This window comes from Nonomuraea helvata (assembly GCF_039535785.1).
Taxonomy (GTDB): domain Bacteria; phylum Actinomycetota; class Actinomycetes; order Streptosporangiales; family Streptosporangiaceae; genus Nonomuraea; species Nonomuraea helvata.
On sequence record NZ_BAAAXV010000001.1, the window covers coordinates 1768273 to 1785435 of the forward strand.

Here is a 17163-nt window from a genome sequence, read left to right on the forward strand (position 1 = left end):
CCCAACCCTCGGCTGGCAGCGGAATGGGGCACGCTGAGCATGAGGCCGATGCTGCGAGCAGAGAACCTCACCAAACGATTCGGCTCACTGGACGTGGTGAGCAATGCCAGTTTCGCGGTGCGGGCGGGGGCGGTCACCGGCTTTCTGGGGCCCAATGGGGCCGGCAAAACGACGACGCTCCGCCTTTTCCTCGAACTCATCCATCCCACCTCGGGCTCGGCGCTCGTCGACGGCCGGCCGCTCCACGAGTGGCCGGCGCCCGGCCGCAAGGTCGGCGCGGTGCTGGACGGCCATTGCGCGCACCCCGGCCGCCGGGCCATCGACAGCGTGCGCTGGGCGGCCCGGCTGGCCGGCGCCGGAGCGGACGCCGAGGAGTTACTCGGCCGGGTCGGCCTCGCCGAGGCGGCCGGCCGGCGCACCGGCGCCTTCTCCCGCGGCATGCTGCAGCGCCTCGCGCTGGCCATCGCGCTGGCCGGCGACCCGGAGATCGTGATCCTGGACGAGCCCATGAACGGCCTCGACGCCGAAGGCATCGCCTGGATCAAGACCGTCCTGCGCGACTTGCGCGACGAGGGGCGCACCGTGTTCATCGCCAGCCGCCTGCTGGCCGAGCTGGAGGACCTGGTGGACGATCTGGTGGTGATCGCGCAGGGCAATGTCGTGGGCAGCGGCTCGGCCGGGGCCTTCGTCGACCGCTTCCAGCCGCAGGCCGTCAGCGTCCTGTCGGACCAGCCGCAGGCCCTGGGAATCGCGGTGAGCCGGGCCGGCGGGCAGATCCTCGACACCAACGGGCAGCGCGTCCTGATCAGCGGCCTGACCTCTACACAGCTGGACGAGATCGCGCGCGACGCGGGGATCGCGCTGTTCGGCGTCACCGAGGAGAGCGGACCGCGCTCGGCTTTGAGCCCGGACCTGAGCCCGGCCGTGGGACCGGACCTGAGCCCGGACCTGAGCCCGGACCTGAGCCCGGACCTGAGCCCGGACCTGAGCCCGGACCTGAGCCCGGACCTGAGCCCGGCCGTGGGGCCGGATGCGCACCCGCCCATCGCGGACGTGGCCGGCATCGTGGGCGAGGTCTGCTAGACCCGGTCCTCACATGACCGTCCCGGAGCCCCCGAGGCTCCCGTCGTCAGGGTGCCCTGGGCAGCCAGGCCGTTGCCGTTGATGAAGGCGCGGGCCATCTTGGCCCTGGACGCGGTGCGCTGCATCCCCGAGACCCGGGCGATCTCCTCAGCGGTCGCCAGGTCGTCGTAGGCGGCCTTGGGGTCGCCCAGCAGGATCCGCGTCGTACCCAGATCCAGCAGGATGTCCGACTGCACCACCCGATCGCCGATGTGGATGGCGATCTCCAGCGCCTCCATCAGCTTGGGGTAGGCCTTCTCCGGCGTCCCCGCCTTGGCCGCGTGCATGGCCACCGCGCGGCGGATGCGGGCCTCGCTGCGCAGGCTGCCCGCGTCGCGGCACAGGCCGAGCGCGCGGTCCAGACAGTCCTTCGACGCGGCCCTCTCCCCCGTGCTGTGCAGCACCGTCGCCAGCCCGACCAGGGCCTCGGCCTCGGCGATCACGTCGCCGCTGCGGTGCAGCGCCGCCACCGCCTCCTGGTAGACCTCCCGCGCCGTGATCGGGGCCTGGTTGACGCGGTCGAGGTCGCCGACCAGGCGCAGGGTCAGCCCGCGGCCGTGCTCGTCGCCCAGGCGCCGGAAGATCGTCAGCGCCTCCTCCAGGTGGCAGGCGGCGCCGGTGTGGTCGCCCACCAGCAGGGCGCGGTAGCCCAGCGAGTACGTCAGGACGGCCTGGCCGCGCAGGTTGGCCGCGTTCCGGACACTGGCCAGGGCGATCTGGTGCGACTCCAGCCAGACGTCGAAGCGGGCGCCCGCCTCGAAGAGCGCCAGCGGCGCGATGGCCAGCTCCCAGCAGGTCTCGGGGAAGGCCACGGCGCGGCGTACGAGGGCGAGGTTGATGTCGATGTTCGCCTCGAACCAGGCCGAGCCGCCGCCCGTCCACGCCCGGGCCGCGGCGGGCCGGTAGCGGGGCGCCGTACCGCGCGGGATCGAGTTGTCCTTGCCGCGCATCGAGGCGTGGGCGGCGTCGGTCAGGGCCAGCCAGCCGCCGAAGGCGCGTCCCACGGCCGCGATCAGGTCCCGCTCGTCATCCTCCATGCGGGCGCGGGCGTCACCGAAGCCGAGCAGCAGCTCGTGGCAGTGGTAGCGCTCGTCGCCCGCGAGGGGGGTGACGAAGTGGGTCTCGGCCAGCTCCTCCAGCAGCACCTCGGCGGTGTCCACGGACACGTCCGCGAGAGCGGCGGCGAGCGGGGCGGTGAGTTGGGTGATGCCCAGGAAGCCGATCCTGCGGATGAGCGAACGCGACTCGGCGGGCAGGGCCTCGTAGCCGGCCATCAGCGCCGGGGTGATGCTCTTGCCGCCGTACCGCAGCTCGCCGAGGATCCTCGCCGGGGAGGACAGGCGTTCGGCCAGTCGCTGCAGGGTCAGGTGCGGCCGGGCGGCCAGCTTGGCCGCGACGATGTCGAGGGCCACCGGCAGCCCGGCGCACAGCTCCACGATCCGGTTGGCCGCCGCGGGCTCGGCCTGCATCCGCTGCCGGCCCGCCCCCGTGGCCAGCAGGGTGCGCGCGGCCGGGGCCTCCAGCCGGGAGACGGTCACCGTGAGGGCGTCGCGCGGCAGGGCGAGCGGCGAGCTGCTGGTCACGAGCACGGCACAGCCGGCGTGGCCCGGGAGGAAAGGCTGTACCTGCCCGGGGTCGGTCACGCCGTCCAGCACGATCAGCACATGACGTACGGCCAGGACGCTACGCAGGAAGGCGGCACGCGCTCCGACGCCCTCGGGGATCTCCTCGGCCGCCACTCCGAGCGCCGTCAGGAAGCCCGCCAGCACCTCGCCGGGGTCTCTCAGATCGTCGGCGAACAGCTGCCCGTCGGGGAATCGACCGGCCACCCGGTGCGCCGCCTCCAGGCTCACCGTGGTCTTGCCGACGCCTCCGGAGCCGGTGACCACCACCAGGGGTGAGGTCCCCCGCTCGGTCAGCCCCTCGATGATGCGGCGTACCTCGCCGTCCCGCCCGGCCAGCACGCCCGGACGGGCGGGCAACTGCCTGGGCAGGTCCATGACAGGGTGCGGCAGCTCCAGCGCGGAGTCCTGGCGGAGGATCTGGAGCCTCAGGTCGCGCAGCGTGGGGCCGGGATCCGTGCCGAGCTCCTCCCGCAGCTGCTCCTCCAGGTCGGTGAAGGCCTGCAGCGCCTCACTGCCCCGCTGGGAGCGGTAAAGGGCGATCATGAGCTGGGCCCAGAAGCGTTCCTTCAGCGGGTGCTGGTCGGTCAGGTGCTGGAGCTCCGCGATCACCGCGCGGTGCCGCCCGAGCGCCAGATCCGCGTCGATGCGGGCCTCGACGGCGGCCAGCCGCCGTTCGTTCCAGACGGCCGCCTCCGTGACGAACGCCTCGCTGTCCAGGCCGGACAGCGCAGGTCCGCGCCACAGCTTGAGCGCGGCGTCCAAGGTCTTGGCGGCCTGGGCGTGGTCACGCTTCTCGGCCAGCAGGCACGCCTGGTCGTACATGCGCATGAACACGAAGGCGTCGATGCCGTCCTCTGCCGCCTCAAGCTCGTAGACGTTGTCGTGCACGTCGATCGTCACACCGCTGCGCCTGAGTTCGCCGACACCACGGTGGACCTGATTTCGGGCGCTCTTCGTAGGGGAGTCGCCATAGATCGCGTCAATGAGGCTGTCAACCGACGCCGAGCGCGTGGGGCTCAGCAGCAGATGGGCCAGCACCGCACGCGATCGACGGGTGGCCAGCCTGATCTCACTTCCCTGTCTCCATATTGTCGGTTGCCCCAGGATTCCGTAGTGCATCAAGAGCACTTGCCCCCTCCGTCGCTCCCCGACCATCTCCCACACGGATCGCTCTGTCGTCGTTTCGGGCGTACTCACCTTGGTTGTCACAAGTGTGCGGATCACGACTTGCAACTGACTTTCGGTTTACCTTAAAACCCGTTGTCTTGGCGCCCCCTCAGAGGCGTTTTTCCTGCAAGGAGCGCTAAATATGCGTTTGTCGCTTTCGCTGCATGATAGATGTCACATCGCCCCCATGACATAGGCGCCTACCGGGCAAAACGGCTCCAGAGTCAGACTCCTGGTATGTCCACAGAGTCGCCTATCCGAGTTCTCCTCGCCGTCGACGAGCAGCAGACTCGGCGGGTGCTGGCCGCCCTGCTCAGCCTGGAGGAGGGCATCCAGGTCATCGCCGAGATCGGACATGGGGACGACGTCGTCGACGCGGTCCGGCGGCACCGGCCCGACGTGGCCGTCATCGACGCCGAGCCGCCCGGCAGCGACGGCCTGACCGCCGCCGTGCTGATCGGCGGCCGCTGCGCGATCGTCGTTCTGACCAGCTTCGGCAGGCCGGGCTACCTGCGCCGGGCGATGGCCGCGGGGGTGGGAGGCTTTCTCGGCAAGGACGCCTCCGCCGACGAGCTGGCGGCGGCGATCCGCAAGGTGGCCGCCGGCGGCCGGTATCTCGACACCGAGCTCGCCGCCGCCTCGATGACGACAGCGGACAGCCCGCTCTCCGAGCACGAGCGCGACGCGCTGCGCCTGGCCGGGGGCGGGGCCACGATCACGAGAATCGCCGTCGAGCTCCACGTGTCCGAAACCATGGCACGCGGGCTCGTCTCCAGCGCGATGACCAAACTCAACGCCGAGGGCCATCACGAAGCCGTCCACACCGCACGGCGACAGGGCTGGCTGTGACGCGATCCGACAACCATATGCAGACAAGTCGCACAGACGCGGACGGGAATCATGCACGGCGAGCGCGATGAACGGTTTCAGCGCGATACCAACGACGAGGTCACGGTGGAAGTAAACGGGGAAGAAGTCGGCCTGGATCCGGATCGCACGCGTACCATCCGCTATCCGCCGCCGAACCTGTCCAAGGGAGCGGACGAACCGTCTCCGTCTGTTCCGGAGCCTCCCATGTGGTGGCAGGAATCGGGGGACGGCGACGACCGGCGGCTCGGACATTTCGCCGCCGACGACGCTGACGGGGAGCTCACGCGGAAGACGCCGCCCATCGACCCGCTGAGCTCGCTCCAAGGGCTGGGGTCCTTCCCCCCGCCGCCCACGCTCAACCCGCCGGTCTGGAACCCTCCGGCGTGGGAGCCGCCGGCCTGGACGCCGCCGGCCGGGGGGCAGCCTCCGGCGCCGGCCGTTTCGGGCTCCGCCGACGTGCCGGCCCCGCCGCAGCACCCGCGCCCGGAAGCACAGGCCGTGCCAGAGGTGCCGGTCTTCCCGCCGCCCCAGCACGGCGAGCCCGAGGTGCCGGTCTTCCCGCCGCCCCAGCACGGCGAGCCGGGGCCGCCGCCTCCTGCGGACCTCCCGCCGGCCGGCACGTCCTCGGAGAGCCTGCGCCCGGACCGGCTGCTGCGCACGCGACGCCGCCCGCCTGTCGGTGGCTGGCGCAGGGCCGTCTTCAACCTGACCGGCGGCCTGATCCATCCCAAGGACTCCAAGGCGGAACGGCACCGCCAGGAGCTGATCGAGCGCATCAGGCAACCGGTCGCCGCGGGCCACTTCAGGGTCGCGGTGATGAGCCTCAAGGGCGGCGTGGGCAAGACGACCACGACCATCGGCCTGGGCGCCACGCTCGCCCACCATCGGGGCGACCGCGTCATCGCGGTCGACGCCAACCCCGACCGGGGCACGCTGTCGGAGAAGCTCCGGGTGGAGTCGCCGGCCACCGTACGGCACCTGCTCAACGACCGCGCGGGCATCTGGCGCTACGCCGACGTGCGCTCGTACACCTCCCAGGCGCCCTCGCGGCTCGAGGTGCTGGCCTCCGACCGGGATCCGGCCATCTCCGAGGCGTTCAACGCCGAGGACTACCGCGCGGTCGCGCAGATCCTGGAGCGGTTCTACTCGATCGCCATCACCGACTGCGGCACCGGCATGCTCCACTCCGCGATGAGCGCGATCCTGGACATGTCCGACCAGATCGTCCTGGTCAGCCCGGTCACCGTGGACGGCGCCAGGTCCGCGTCGGCCACCCTCGACTGGCTGCAGGCCCACGGTCACCAGGACCTCGCCGCGAGCGCCGTGGTCGTGCTGTCAGCGGTGAAGAACCCGCGGAGAAGCGCCGTCAACATCAGCGAGCTGAAGGACCACTTCACCAAGCGCTGCCGGGCGGTGATCGGCGTGCCGTTCGACCCGCACCTGGAGCAGGGCTCGGAGGTCGACCTCGACCTGCTGCGCACCGCAACCCGGGACATGTACCTGGAGGTGGGGGCCACCATCGCCGACCGCTTCGGCCCGGGGGCGGTCACATGACCTCCCTGCTCAGCGTCACCGACCTGTCCAGATCGCCGGATCTGGAGGAGGTGTCGTTCACCGTCGAGCGCGGCGAGGTCGTCTGCGTGGTCGGCCCGCCGGGCAACGGCGGCGCCACGCTGATGGAGTGCCTGGCCGGCACGGGCGAGCCGGACGCGGGCCACATCGAGCTGCTGGGCGTGACGGTCGGCCCCGGTGACCGGCGCCCGCCGGGGCTGGGCGCCGCCCTGCGAGGTGAGGCCCTCCCGGCCCGGATGAAGGTCGCCGAGGCCATGCGGCTGCTCTCCCGCCTGTACGGGACGCGCGGCCTGCCGGGGCGCCTGGTCGACCTGCTCGACCTGGAGCCGCTGCTGCCCAAGCGCTTCGGCCGGCTCACCGACGGCCAGCGCAGGCGGGTCATGATCGGCCTGGCCCTGGTGGGCAACCCCGAGCTGGTCCTGCTGGACGACCCGACCGCCGGGCTCGGGGAGGGCAGCAGGCGCCGCATCGAGCAGGCCGTCGACGAGGTGCGCGCCGCTTACGGCGGCGTCTGCGTCGTGCTCGACGACCTGGCCCAGGCCGAGCGGCTGGCCGACCGGGTGGTCCTGCTGCGCGCGGGCCGCGTGCTGGCCGAGGGCACGCCGACCCGGCTGATCAAGCTGCTCGGCTCGACGTACGTCATGGGCGTGCCCCCGCACCTGCGGGTGGACGGCCTCCGTGACGTGCGGGTGCTGCGCGGCGCGGCCGCCACCTACCTGTACGGCTCGCGCCCGGCGCTGGAGGCCGCCATCCAGGACCTGTCGCCGATGAGCGGCGACCGGGTCTGGTCGATTCGCACGCCCACGCTCAGGGACGCCTATCTCACGCTGTCGGCCGTGCCCGAGCCTGCCGCCTTGGAGGCATGAGGATGGCCGCGACAGCCCTGACCGAACGGCCCGCGGACGTGCGGGTGACCGGGACGGTGTGGACCCTCGTACGCGCGCAGCTCGCGCTGCTGCTGCGCACGCCGGTCGTGCTGGCCGCCGTGTTCGCGCTGCCGTTCGCGGTGCTGCTGGTGCTGATGCTGGTCATCGGCTTCCGCTTCCCCACGATCGAGTTCGGGGCGATGCCGGGGGTCAGGGTCATCGACCGGCTGGTGCCCGAGATGGCCGGGACGGTCGCCGCCGCGACCGGGATCCTGGTGCTCACGCTGCACCTGTCCGAGACGCGGGCCACCGGGATGCTCAGGCGGCTGCGGCGCACCCGCATGGGGGAGGCGTCGTACCTCACGGCGCAGGCGATCGTGGCCGGTGCGCTGGTGGCGGCGTCCACGCTGCTCTTCATGGTCGTCACCTTCGTCGTTTACGGCCTGCCCCGCTCCTGGCACCCGCTGTACCTGGCGGGCGCGCTGCTGGTGGTGGCGTACTGCTCGGTCAGCGCCGGGCTGCTGCTCGGCGGCCTGCGGATGTCGCGCACCGGGGCCAGGGTCGCCGCGCCGCTCTGTTTCGGGCTGCTGTTCCTCGGCAGCGGGCTCGGCGTGCCGCGCGAGGGCTGGGAGGGCGTGGCGCCCTGGTTCTACCAGGTCACCACGGTCAACCCGCTGGCCCAGCTCAACGATTTCGTCTTCCATGCCTATCAGGGGCGGCTGGCGGAGACCTGGCCCGCCGTGGCCGGGCTGCTCGCCACCGCCGTCGTCGTGAACGTCATGACCAGGCGTGTCTTCGACTGGGACGGTACGTCATGAGAAGAGTCCTGATAGCCGTCACCGTGCTCGCGCTGCTGGCCGGCGGATGCGCCCAGCGGGACGAGCAGAACCCGATCGCCATCGCCATCGCCGGCACCCCGCCGGCGGCCGCGGCCGAACAGGGCGCGCCCAAGGTGTCGCCGGCCACCACGGTCAATCCCGACGACGTGCTGTTCAAGGTCGCCCAGTGCCTGCGCCAGAACGGCATCGACGTGCCCGACCCCGGCTCCGCCGAGGACAAGACGTGGAAGTACACCGGGGACCCGGCCAAGATGGAGAAAGCGTTGAAGGCCTGCGAGAAGTACACCTCGCAGATCCCCAACCCCCTCAACGACCCGAAGGTCCGCGACCAGCTCATCCAGTACGCGCGGTGCATGCGGGAGCAGGGCATCGACATGCCCGACCCGCCCCAGGTCAACAAGAACCTCGACCCCAACGACCCGAAGCTGCAGAAGGCGGCGGGGTCCTGCGCCAAGCTGATACCGAAGATGGAGGGCGGCCAGTGAACGGGGGGCTCAAGGGGGCCGTGGCGGCCCTCGGCACCGTGGTCGTCGGCAGCGCGGTCACCGCGGGCGGTGTGTTCGCCGCGGCGGCGCTGTTCGACACCGGTCCGCAGGCGAAGGTGGCGCCCACGCCGACCGCACGCCCTGTCTCGGCGGCCACCGCGGCGATCACGCGCGGCGACCTGGTGGACGAGGAGAGCGTGGACGGCAAGCTCACCTACGCCGACAGCCGTACGATCAAGTCCGCGTCCGGGGGGACGATCACCAGCCTGCCGGCGGAGGGCCAGGTCATCAGGCGCGGCAAGAGCTTCTACTCCGTGGACCGCCGCCCGCGCGTCCTCATGTACGGCAAGCTGCCCGCGTACCGGACGCTCGAGGACGGCGTCAAGAAGGGTCCGGACGTCAAGCAGCTCGAGAAGAACCTGCGCGCCCTCGGCTTCGCCCGCGGCGTGACGGTGGACAGCCGCTTCACCGACGCGACGGCCCGTGCCGTACGGCGGTGGCAGAAGAAGAACGGAATGGAGCGGAACGGAAAGGTGACCACGGCGGACGTGGTCTTCCTGCCGGAGGAAGTCCGCGTCGCCAGGACGAACGTGGAGGTCGGCGACCAGGTCGGCGCCCCGCGGCCGATCCTGGACATCACCGCCACCGACCGCCTGGTCCGCATCAACCTGGACGCCGACAAGCAGGACCTGGCCAAGAAGGGCAGGAAGGTCACCGTCAAGATGGCCGACGGCAAGCGCGTCACAGGCAGGATCAGCAAGGTAGCCAAGGTCGCCCAGGTGACCAAGGGCTCCGACAACCAGGAGAAGGGCGCCACGGTCGAGGTGGAGATCAAGGTCGCCGCCAAGTCGCTCGGGTCGCTGGACGAGGCGCCGGTGACCGTCGAGCTGACCAGGCAGCGGGCCGAGAACGTGCTCACCGTGCCGGTGGAGGCGCTGCTGGCGCTGCCCGAGGGCGGCTACGGCATCGAGATCGTCGATCAGGGCGCGGCGAGGCGGGTGCCGGTGCAGACCGGCGCGTTCGGCAACGGCCGGGTCGAGGTGAGCGGCCCCGGGCTGGCCGAGGGCATGAAGGTGACGGTGTCGGGCCGATGAACGTCCTGGAGATCCGCGGGGTCAGCAAGACCTACGGCCGGGTGCACGCGCTCCGCAACGTGGACCTGACCATCCGCAAGGGCGAGATGGTCTCCATCGTCGGCCCGTCCGGCTCGGGCAAGTCCACGCTCCTGCAGATCGCGGGCACCCTCGACCGGCCGACCTCGGGCACCGTACGGGTGGCCGGCTACGACGTGAGCACGCTGTCCGACAGCCAGCTCTCGGCGCTGCGCGCCCGCTTCATCGGCTTCGTCTTCCAGCAGTTCCATCTCTCCCCCAGCCTGTCCGCGCTGGACAACGTCGCCGACGGCCTGCTCTACACCGGCCTGTCCAGGCGGCAGCGGCGGGAGCGGGCCGAGGTGGCGCTCGACCTGGTGGGGCTCTCCCACCGCCTGGGCCACCGGCCGAACCAGCTGTCCGGCGGGCAGATGCAGCGGGTGGCGGTCGCCCGCGCGGTGGCGGGGCGGCCGCCGCTGCTGCTCGCCGACGAGCCCACCGGCAATCTGGACTCCGAGGCGGGCGCCGAGGTGCTGTCGCTGTTCCGGACGTTGAACGCGCGGGGCATCACGATCGCGATCATCACGCACGACACCGAGGTGGCCATGGCCTGTCCGCGGCGCATCCGCGTACGCGACGGCCTGGTCAGATCCGAGGTCTCATGACGGCGGGGGTCCTGCGCGGACGGCGGGGGGATTCATGAGCACGGCGGGGGTTTCGTGAGCGCGCTGCGGGGGGTTTCATGAGCACGGCGCTTCGTCCGGCGCGGCTGCGGACGACGGACATGGCCCGGCTCGGCACCTCGGGCCTGCGCGCCAGGCCGGCGCGGGCGATCCTCGCCGCGCTGGGCATCGCGATCGGCATCGCCACCATGGTCACGGTGGTCGGCATCTCGGCCTCCAGCCAGGAGAAGCTCCTGCGCCAGCTCGACGAGCTCGGCACCAACCTGCTCAGGGTCTCCCCGGGCGACAGCCTCTTCGGCGACAAGGTCAAGCTCTCCAAGAACGCCGCCGAGATGGTCAAGCGCATCGACGGCGTCACCAGCGCCAGCCAGACCGCCGAGACCGGCACCACGGTCCGCCGCAACGACCTCATCCCCAAGGGCATCTCGCTGGGCATCACGGTCCAGGCCACCAGCCTCGACCTGCTCACCACGCTCGACGGCCGGGTCCGCCAGGGCACCTGGCTCAACGCCGCCACCGAACGCCGGCCCGTGGTGGTGCTCGGCCCGGTGGCCGCCGAACGGCTCGGCCTGCTCACCCCCGACGCCCAGGTCTGGATTGACAACAGGTGGTTCACGGTCATCGGCGTGCTGGACAAGACGCCGCTGGCCGAGGAGATCGAGCGGTCGGCACTGGTGGGCTTCCCCGCGGCCAAGGAGTACCTGAACCATGACGGCCACCCCACCACCGTCTACGAGCGCTCGGCCGACGAGGCGGTGGAGAGCGTACGGGCGGTGCTGGCCCGCACGGTCAGCCCGGAGAACCCGAACGAGGCCAAGGTGAGCCGGCCGTCGGACGCGTTGAAGGCCAAGGCCGCCGCGGCGGGCGCGTTCACCGGGCTCATGCTCGGGCTGGGGGCGGTCGCCCTGTTCGTCGGCGGCGTGGGGGTGGCCAACACGATGGTGGTCGCGGTGCTGGAGCGGCGCAGGGAGATCGGCCTGCGCAGGTCCTTCGGGGCCACCAGGGCTCAGGTACGCAACCAGTTCCTGGTCGAGGCGCTGCTGCTGTCGGCCTTCGGCGGCGGGGCGGGGGTGCTGCTGGGGGCGCTGGCCACGTTCGTCTATGCCCAGCTCAACGGGCTGCCGACGGTGGTGCCGCTGTGGGCGCTGGGGGGCGGGCTGGGCATCACGGTGGTGATCGGCGCGCTGGCGGGCATCTATCCGGCGCTCCGCGCGGCCCGCGTCCCTCCGACCGTGGCCCTCAGCACCTGAGCGGGGCTCAGCCGGGGCTCCTCCGGCCGGTGTCGGCCGAGGCTCCGCGCTCTTCGGCCGTCTCCCACTCGTCCAGGTTCATCAGCAACGACTCGAAGTAGGCGCGCAGCCTGCCGCGGTAGTCCCGGCTCGCCGCACGCAGCCGGGCGGCCTCCCGTCGCAGGCTCCCCGCCTCCGGTTGATGCTCCGGGCGCGGCCCGCTGCGCCGCCGGCAGGCGCAGCGCCCCCGCGGCCACGTTCGCGACCAGGTGGTCAGGGTCGCCGGTGCCGGGGATCGCCAGCACGTGCGGCCCGCGGTGCAAGGTCCACGCCAGCCGTACCTGCGCCGCGCTGACCCCGAGCTCGCGGGCGACGTTCAGCACCGCGTCGCTGTCGGCGCCGCTCGCGCCCGCCTCGCGGCCGGCGGCGGCGATCGCGAAGAACGGCACGAACGCCACTCCCTGCTCGCCGCAGGCGCGGACGAAGTCGTCCTGCCCAGGCCGGACGCCGATGCCGTAAGAGTTCTGCACGCACACCACCGGGGCGATGGCCTGGGCCTCGGCGAGTTGGTCCGGGCCGACGGCGGACAGGCCCAGGTGGCGGATCAGCCCGGCCTCGCGCAGCTCGGCCAGCGCGCCGAAGTGCTCGGCGACGGAGCCGGGAGCTGTCACGCGCAGGTTGACCACGTCGAGGTGGTCGCGGCCGAGCTGGCGGAGGTTCTCCTCGACCTGGCCGCGCAGCTGACCCGGGGTGGCGGGTGGCAGCCATTCACCGGAGGAGTCCCGGGCGGGTCCGACCTTGGTGGCGATGACCAGATCATCGGGGTACGGGGCGAGCGCGCGGTTGATGAGCTCGTTGGCCGAGCGCAGCGGCGAGAAGTAGAACGCGGCGGTGTCGATGTGGTTCACGCCCAGCTCCACCGCCCGCCGCAGCACGGCGACCGCACGGGCGCGGTCCATCGGGACGGCGTCGGCCGTGAGCGCCTCGCCGTGCTGGGCCAGCCGCATCGCGCCCAGGCCGACGCGGTTGACCGTCAGGTCGCCCAGCCGCCAGGAGCCCGACGCCGCCGCGGTGATCTGTTCTGAGGACATCCAGAGATTATGTCCGCTTTGTGGCGTGTGCCGTCAGGCGGCGGGCGATGACGCGCAGGGCGAGCACCTCGTCGGCGCCCTCGAAGATGGAGAGCACCCGGGCGTCCACGAACAGCCGCGAGACGCTGTACTCCTCCGCGTACCCGTAGCCGCCGTGCAGCTGCTGCGCCTCCCTGGTGACCCATTCGGCCGCCCGGCAGGCGAGCTGCTTCACCTGGGCGGCCTCCAGCTGGCCGTCGCCGTCCGCCACGGCGCGGGCCGCCGCGTACGTGAAGGCGCGGCACGCGGCGATCAACGCGGCCATCCTGGCGATCTTGGTTCGGGTCAGCTGGTAGCCGGCGAGAGGGCGGCCGAAGACCGACCGCTGCCGCGCGTAGCCGACGGCGCGCTCGAGCGCCGCCTGCATGACCCCCACCGCCCGGGCGGCGGTCTGCAGCCGCGCGTTGGCGAACGCCTGCATCTGCAGGTAGAACCCGCGCCCGAGGCCCTCGTCCAGGCCGATCAGGTCCCCCGCGGGGACGCGCCAGCGGTCGAAGCGGACCTCGAACGAGTGCATGCCCCGGTAGCCGAGGGTACGGATCGCGCGCCCCTCGACGGCTCCGCCGCCCTCCTGGGTGAGCCGCCATTCGTGACCGGTGAAGGACGGCTTCTCCACCACGAAGAGCGACAGCCCGCGATGCCCGGACGGATCGGTACGGGCCAGGACCAGGAGGTAGTGCGCGCGGCCGGCGAAGGTGCACCAGGTCTTGACGCCGTTCAGCACCCATGCGTCGCCGTCCCTGACCGCGGCGGTGGTGATGGCGGCGACGTCGGAGCCGTGGTCCGGCTCGGTCACCGCGACCGCGCAGAGCCGCTCCCCCGAGGCGATCGGCGGCAGCCAGCGCCGCTTCTGCTCCTCGGTGCCGCCACGGACGATCGCGGTGGCGATGATCTCGGGGCGGGTGATGAGCGAGCCGGCGGCGCCGAGCGAGGCGCGGGAGAGCTCCTCGGTCACCACGACCATGCTGAGCAGGTCGCCGCCCTCGGCGGCGCCGCCGTACGCGGCCGGGACGGACAGCCCGAAGCACCCCATGTCCGCGAGCCCGTCGATGATGTCGGCCGGGATGTCCTCGTCGTCGCGGTGGATCCGGTCCGCGACCGGGACCACCCGGTCCTCGGCGAACTCGCGGAAGGCCGAGCGGACCAGCCGCAGCTCGTCGGGCAGGTGCCGCGGCCCCGCCTCGCCGGTGGCCATGACCCGCTCGGCCACGCGTTCCAGGAACGCGGGGTCGCGTCCGGCTGCGAGGTGGGCCTCGACGCCGTCCAACGCCGTCCTGGCCACGCCCCACTGGGCCTGCCTGCCGGTCATCCGGCCGGCCAGGTCGGCGGCGACGTCGGCGGCGTACAGCAGCGCCAGGTCCGCGTCGTGCTTCAGGAGCTCGGCGGCCGCCGCGACCGCCGACGAGATCGACGCCACGTCGTACGCCACAGCCTGGTCCTGGTCCGGGCTCTCGGATGCGAGGTGCGCCGCCGCGCCGGCGACGACGGACCGCAGCACGTCGACGACGGCCCGCGCGCCGGTGGCCGCGTCACCCATGGCCGGTGCTCTCCTGGTCGATCGTCAGGGTGCTGTGGGGCTCCGGATCCGGGCCGAACACGCCGAGAGTGAGGGGTCCGGCGTCCTCGACCCGTCGCAGCCGCGCGGGCCGGCCGCAGAAGAGCGGCCTGCGGTTCCTGTGGCGCATGCGCCGGATCCGCCCGGCGTGCCCCTCCAGGCGCAGCACCTCCGCCAGGGCGAGCGTCATCAGCGGGCCGTGCACCACCAGGCCGGGATAGCCTTCCACGCGGGTGGCGTACGGCCAGTCGTAGTGGATGCGGTGCGGGTTGGACGTCGCCGCGCTGAACCGCATCAACAGCGTGGGATCCGTGGCGAGATCCCAGGCCCATTCCCCGGCCCGGGTCAGGGGTGCGCCGGCAGGGTCCAGGTCAGCCGGCTCCGCGGCGGGGGCGACGGCTCCGGAGTCGCGGTAGACGAGGTCCTGCCGCTCCTCGATCGCCGGCCGGCCGCTCTCGTCGTACAGCCTGGTGGCGACCACCACGACGACCAGCTTGCCCGAGCGCCCGGACTTCTCGGTGACCGACTCCACGGACGACTCGCGGCGTACCGTGCTCCCCACCGTGAGCGGCGCGTGGAAGACGACCTCGCCGCCCGCGAACATCCGCCGCGGCAGCTCCACCGGAGGCAGGAACGACCCGCGCGCCGGATGCCCGTCCGCCCCGAGCGCGGACGAGACCGGCCAGCGGGCCAGTGCGAGCCAGTGCCACAGCGGCGGCAGGGCGTCCCCCGGGCCGGCCGCGGGGATGCCGTCGTCGAACAGGGCCGACAGCGCCGCGACGGGATGGGGGTCGAGCGTCTCGGTCGTGACGACGGTGTGCGGCGCCCAGCTCACATGAACCGCCCGCCGGTGACTTCCAGCACCGTGCCCGTCATGTACGAGGACAGGCCGGAGGCCAGGAACAGCGCGACGGTGGCGACCTCGTGCGCCTCGCCCGCGCGCCGCATCGGGATCTCGGCCATCTTCTGGTCCCACGCCTTCTGCGGCATCGCCTCGGTCATGGCCGTACGGATCAGGCCCGGCTGGATGACGTTGACCCGCACGCCGTGGTGCGCCAGCTCCTTGGCGGCGGCCTTGGACAGGCCGACGATGCCGGCCTTGGCGGCGGAGTAGTTGGTCTGGCCCACCAGGCCGACCTTGCCCGACAGCGAGGAGATGTTCACGATCGCGCCGCTCCCCTGCTCGCGCATGATCGCGGCCGCCTTGCGCGTGCCGTTCCAGGCGCCCTTGAGGTGTACGTCGATGACCTGGTCGAACTGCTCCTCGGTCATCGTCCGCATCGTCGCGTCGCGGGTGATCCCGGCGTTGTTGACCATGACGTCCAGCGAGCCGAAGGCCTCCAGCGCGGCCCCGATCAGGGCGTCCACGTCGGAGGCGTTCGTGACGTCGCACCGCACGGCGCGGGCCACCGCGGGGCCGCCGAGCTCCTTGGCCGCCGCCTCCGCGGCGGCCAGATTCAGGTCGCCGAGTACGACCCTCGCGCCTTCCTTGACGAAGACCTCCGCGATGGCCAGGCCGATGCCCTGGGCGCCGCCGGTGACGACCGCGGTCTTGTCGGCGAGCAGCGTCATGGTTGACCAGCTTCTCTCGTTCGTGGGTCGCGATCTCGTTGATGCCCGCCCGGGTCCCGGATGACGCCGTCCTCCCGGAGCTTCGCGAGCTCGGCGGCGGACAGCCCGAGCTCGGCGCGGAGCACCTCGCCGGTGTGCTCGCCGACCTGCGGGGACGTCTCGGGCGGCGTCTGCTCCCCGTCCATGACCACGGGCGATCCCGGCGCCCAGTGCTCACCGACCCCGGGCTGCGTGAGCTTGCCCATCAGCGGGCTCTCGGGCAGCAGGGCCGCCAGCTCGGCGAAACTCCGGTACGCCGACCACAGCACGCGGGTGGCCCGCAGCGCCGACTCGGCCTCGGCGCGTGTCCGCGTCCCGAACCAGCCGGCGAGCAGGTCGCCGAGCAGCTTGCGGTGCCGGTGGCGTACCGACTCCTCGCCGAAGTCCACCCCGAGCGCGCCGGCCAGCGCGGAGACCACCTCGGTGAGGCCGGTCGCGGCCAGGAGGTCCTGCCAGTGCCGGGCGGTGAGCGCCACGACCATCAGCCGCCCGCCGTCGGCGGTGGCGAAGTCGCGGCCGAAGGTGCCGTAGACGTAGTTGCCGCAGCGCTCGCGCGGGGTGCCGCTCAGCTGTGCCTCGGCGAGGTAGCCGAGGTTTCCGGCGGTCGCCAGCGCGACGTCCTCCAGCGCGACGCGCACCTGCTGCCCCTCGCCCGTCAGCAGGCGGTGCCGCTCCGCGGCCAGCAGCCCGACCGTCACGTAGAGGCCGGCGGCCAGGTCCCAGGCGGGCACCACGCTGTTCACCGGCTGCGCCGCCTCCTCCGGGCCGGTCAGCAGAGGGAAGCCGGTGGCCGCCTGCACGGTGTAGTCCACGGCGGTCTCGCCGTTCCTGCGGCCGGTGAGCAGCACGTGGATCACGTCGGGGCGGCGCTCGCGCAGCGCCTCGAAGGCCAGCTCCGGGTGCCGTTCGGAGTTGCCGACCACGATCCCGCCGCGCCGCCCTCCGCTGACGACCAGGTCGGCGACGAGCCGGCGGCCCCGCTCCGATGACAGGTCCACCTCGATGGCGCGCTTGCCCTTGTTGAGCCCGGACCAGTACAGGCTCGTCCCGCTCTCGGCCAGCGGCCAGCGGGTGCGGTCGGGGGCGCCGCCGATGGGCTCGATCCGGATCACGTCCGCGCCCAGCTGCGCCAGCGTCATCCCGCTCAGCGGGGTGGCCACGTACGTCGAGATCTCGATGATCCGCATGCCGCGCAGCGGCCGCGAGCGCCGCGGCCCCGTCACCGGCCCCCTCTCATCTGAGGCCGGGTCCCCGAACGCTTCGCTCTCCACCGTCGGTCTCCTGGCATGGTCGTGGGCCGGTCAGCGGTCCGATCCGG

15 protein-coding genes are annotated in these 17163 nt (G+C 72.5%); 9 read left to right on the forward strand and 6 right to left on the reverse strand.

Translation table 11 applies throughout. The features are described from left to right. The first annotated feature begins 48 nt into the window (after window positions 1-48). The gene (locus ABD830_RS08095) at window positions 49-1083 is read left to right on the forward strand and encodes an ABC transporter ATP-binding protein (protein WP_344985846.1); all 1035 of its coding nucleotides are present in this window, start codon (window positions 49-51) and stop codon (window positions 1081-1083) included. Here ABD830_RS08095 and ABD830_RS08100 read toward each other — a convergent pair. After that, entirely contained in the window at window positions 1080-3647 is a 2568-nt protein-coding gene (locus ABD830_RS08100) for an AfsR/SARP family transcriptional regulator (protein ID WP_344985847.1), read from the reverse strand. The genes ABD830_RS08095 and ABD830_RS08100 overlap by 4 nt on opposite strands. A gap of 504 nt (window positions 3648-4151) precedes the next feature. Between ABD830_RS08100 and ABD830_RS08105 the strand changes: the two genes are divergently transcribed. The 8 genes from ABD830_RS08105 to ABD830_RS08140 all read left to right on the forward strand — a co-directional run bounded on the left by ABD830_RS08105 (window position 4152) and on the right by ABD830_RS08140 (window position 11570). After that, window positions 4152-4763: a response regulator gene (locus ABD830_RS08105; protein ID WP_344985848.1), complete on the forward strand. Its 612-nt coding sequence runs from the start codon at window positions 4152-4154 to the stop codon at window positions 4761-4763. Window positions 4764-4988: 225 nt separating this feature from the next. After that, window positions 4989-6338: a MinD/ParA family ATP-binding protein gene (locus ABD830_RS08110; protein ID WP_344985849.1), complete on the forward strand. Its 1350-nt coding sequence runs from the start codon at window positions 4989-4991 to the stop codon at window positions 6336-6338. Further along, window positions 6335-7222 (forward strand): ATP-binding cassette domain-containing protein, encoded by an 888-nt coding sequence (locus ABD830_RS08115; RefSeq protein ID WP_344985850.1) that lies wholly within the window; start codon window positions 6335-6337, stop codon window positions 7220-7222. The genes ABD830_RS08110 and ABD830_RS08115 overlap by 4 nt, the downstream gene beginning before the upstream one ends. Before the next feature lie 2 nt (window positions 7223-7224). After that, window positions 7225-8040: an ABC transporter permease gene (locus ABD830_RS08120; protein ID WP_344985851.1), complete on the forward strand. Its 816-nt coding sequence runs from the start codon at window positions 7225-7227 to the stop codon at window positions 8038-8040. Next, window positions 8037-8546, forward strand: coding sequence for a hypothetical protein (locus ABD830_RS08125; protein ID WP_344985852.1), 510 nt, complete (start codon window positions 8037-8039; stop codon window positions 8544-8546). Before ABD830_RS08120 ends, ABD830_RS08125 begins: the two co-directional genes overlap by 4 nt. Then, window positions 8543-9640 carry an efflux RND transporter periplasmic adaptor subunit gene (locus ABD830_RS08130; RefSeq protein WP_344985853.1) on the forward strand — a complete coding sequence of 366 codons (1098 nt, stop codon included), beginning with the start codon at window positions 8543-8545 and terminating at the stop codon, window positions 9638-9640. The genes ABD830_RS08125 and ABD830_RS08130 overlap by 4 nt, the downstream gene beginning before the upstream one ends. Further along, window positions 9637-10302, forward strand: coding sequence for an ABC transporter ATP-binding protein (locus tag ABD830_RS08135; protein ID WP_344985854.1), 666 nt, complete (start codon window positions 9637-9639; stop codon window positions 10300-10302). Before ABD830_RS08130 ends, ABD830_RS08135 begins: the two co-directional genes overlap by 4 nt. Window positions 10303-10379: 77 nt before the next feature. Beyond that, complete coding sequence (locus ABD830_RS08140; protein ID WP_344985855.1) at window positions 10380-11570, forward strand: ABC transporter permease; 1191 nt, start codon at window positions 10380-10382, stop codon at window positions 11568-11570. Here ABD830_RS08140 and ABD830_RS08145 read toward each other — a convergent pair. The 5 genes from ABD830_RS08145 to ABD830_RS08165 are packed head-to-tail and all read right to left on the reverse strand — an operon-like array spanning window position 11516 to window position 17116. After that, window positions 11516-12640: an aldo/keto reductase gene (locus ABD830_RS08145; protein WP_344985856.1), complete on the reverse strand. Its 1125-nt coding sequence runs from the start codon at window positions 12638-12640 to the stop codon at window positions 11516-11518. The two genes, ABD830_RS08140 and ABD830_RS08145, sit on opposite strands and share 55 nt — an antisense overlap. Window positions 12641-12647: 7 nt before the next feature. Continuing rightward, window positions 12648-14216 (reverse strand): acyl-CoA dehydrogenase family protein, encoded by a 1569-nt coding sequence (locus ABD830_RS08150; protein WP_344985857.1) that lies wholly within the window; start codon window positions 14214-14216, stop codon window positions 12648-12650. Then, a complete protein-coding gene (locus ABD830_RS08155; RefSeq protein WP_344985858.1) occupies window positions 14209-15069 on the reverse strand; it encodes an HTD2 family dehydratase in 861 nt (286 codons plus the stop codon). The genes ABD830_RS08150 and ABD830_RS08155 overlap by 8 nt, the downstream gene beginning before the upstream one ends. Continuing rightward, on the reverse strand, window positions 15066-15806 hold the full coding sequence (fabG, locus tag ABD830_RS08160; RefSeq protein WP_344985859.1) for a 3-oxoacyl-ACP reductase FabG: 741 nt from the start codon (window positions 15804-15806) through the stop codon (window positions 15066-15068). The genes ABD830_RS08155 and fabG overlap by 4 nt, the downstream gene beginning before the upstream one ends. Further along, window positions 15803-17116, reverse strand: a complete 1314-nt coding sequence (locus ABD830_RS08165; RefSeq protein WP_344985860.1) for a CoA transferase — start codon at window positions 17114-17116, stop codon at window positions 15803-15805. The genes fabG and ABD830_RS08165 overlap by 4 nt, the downstream gene beginning before the upstream one ends. Window positions 17117-17163 lie beyond the last annotated feature (47 nt).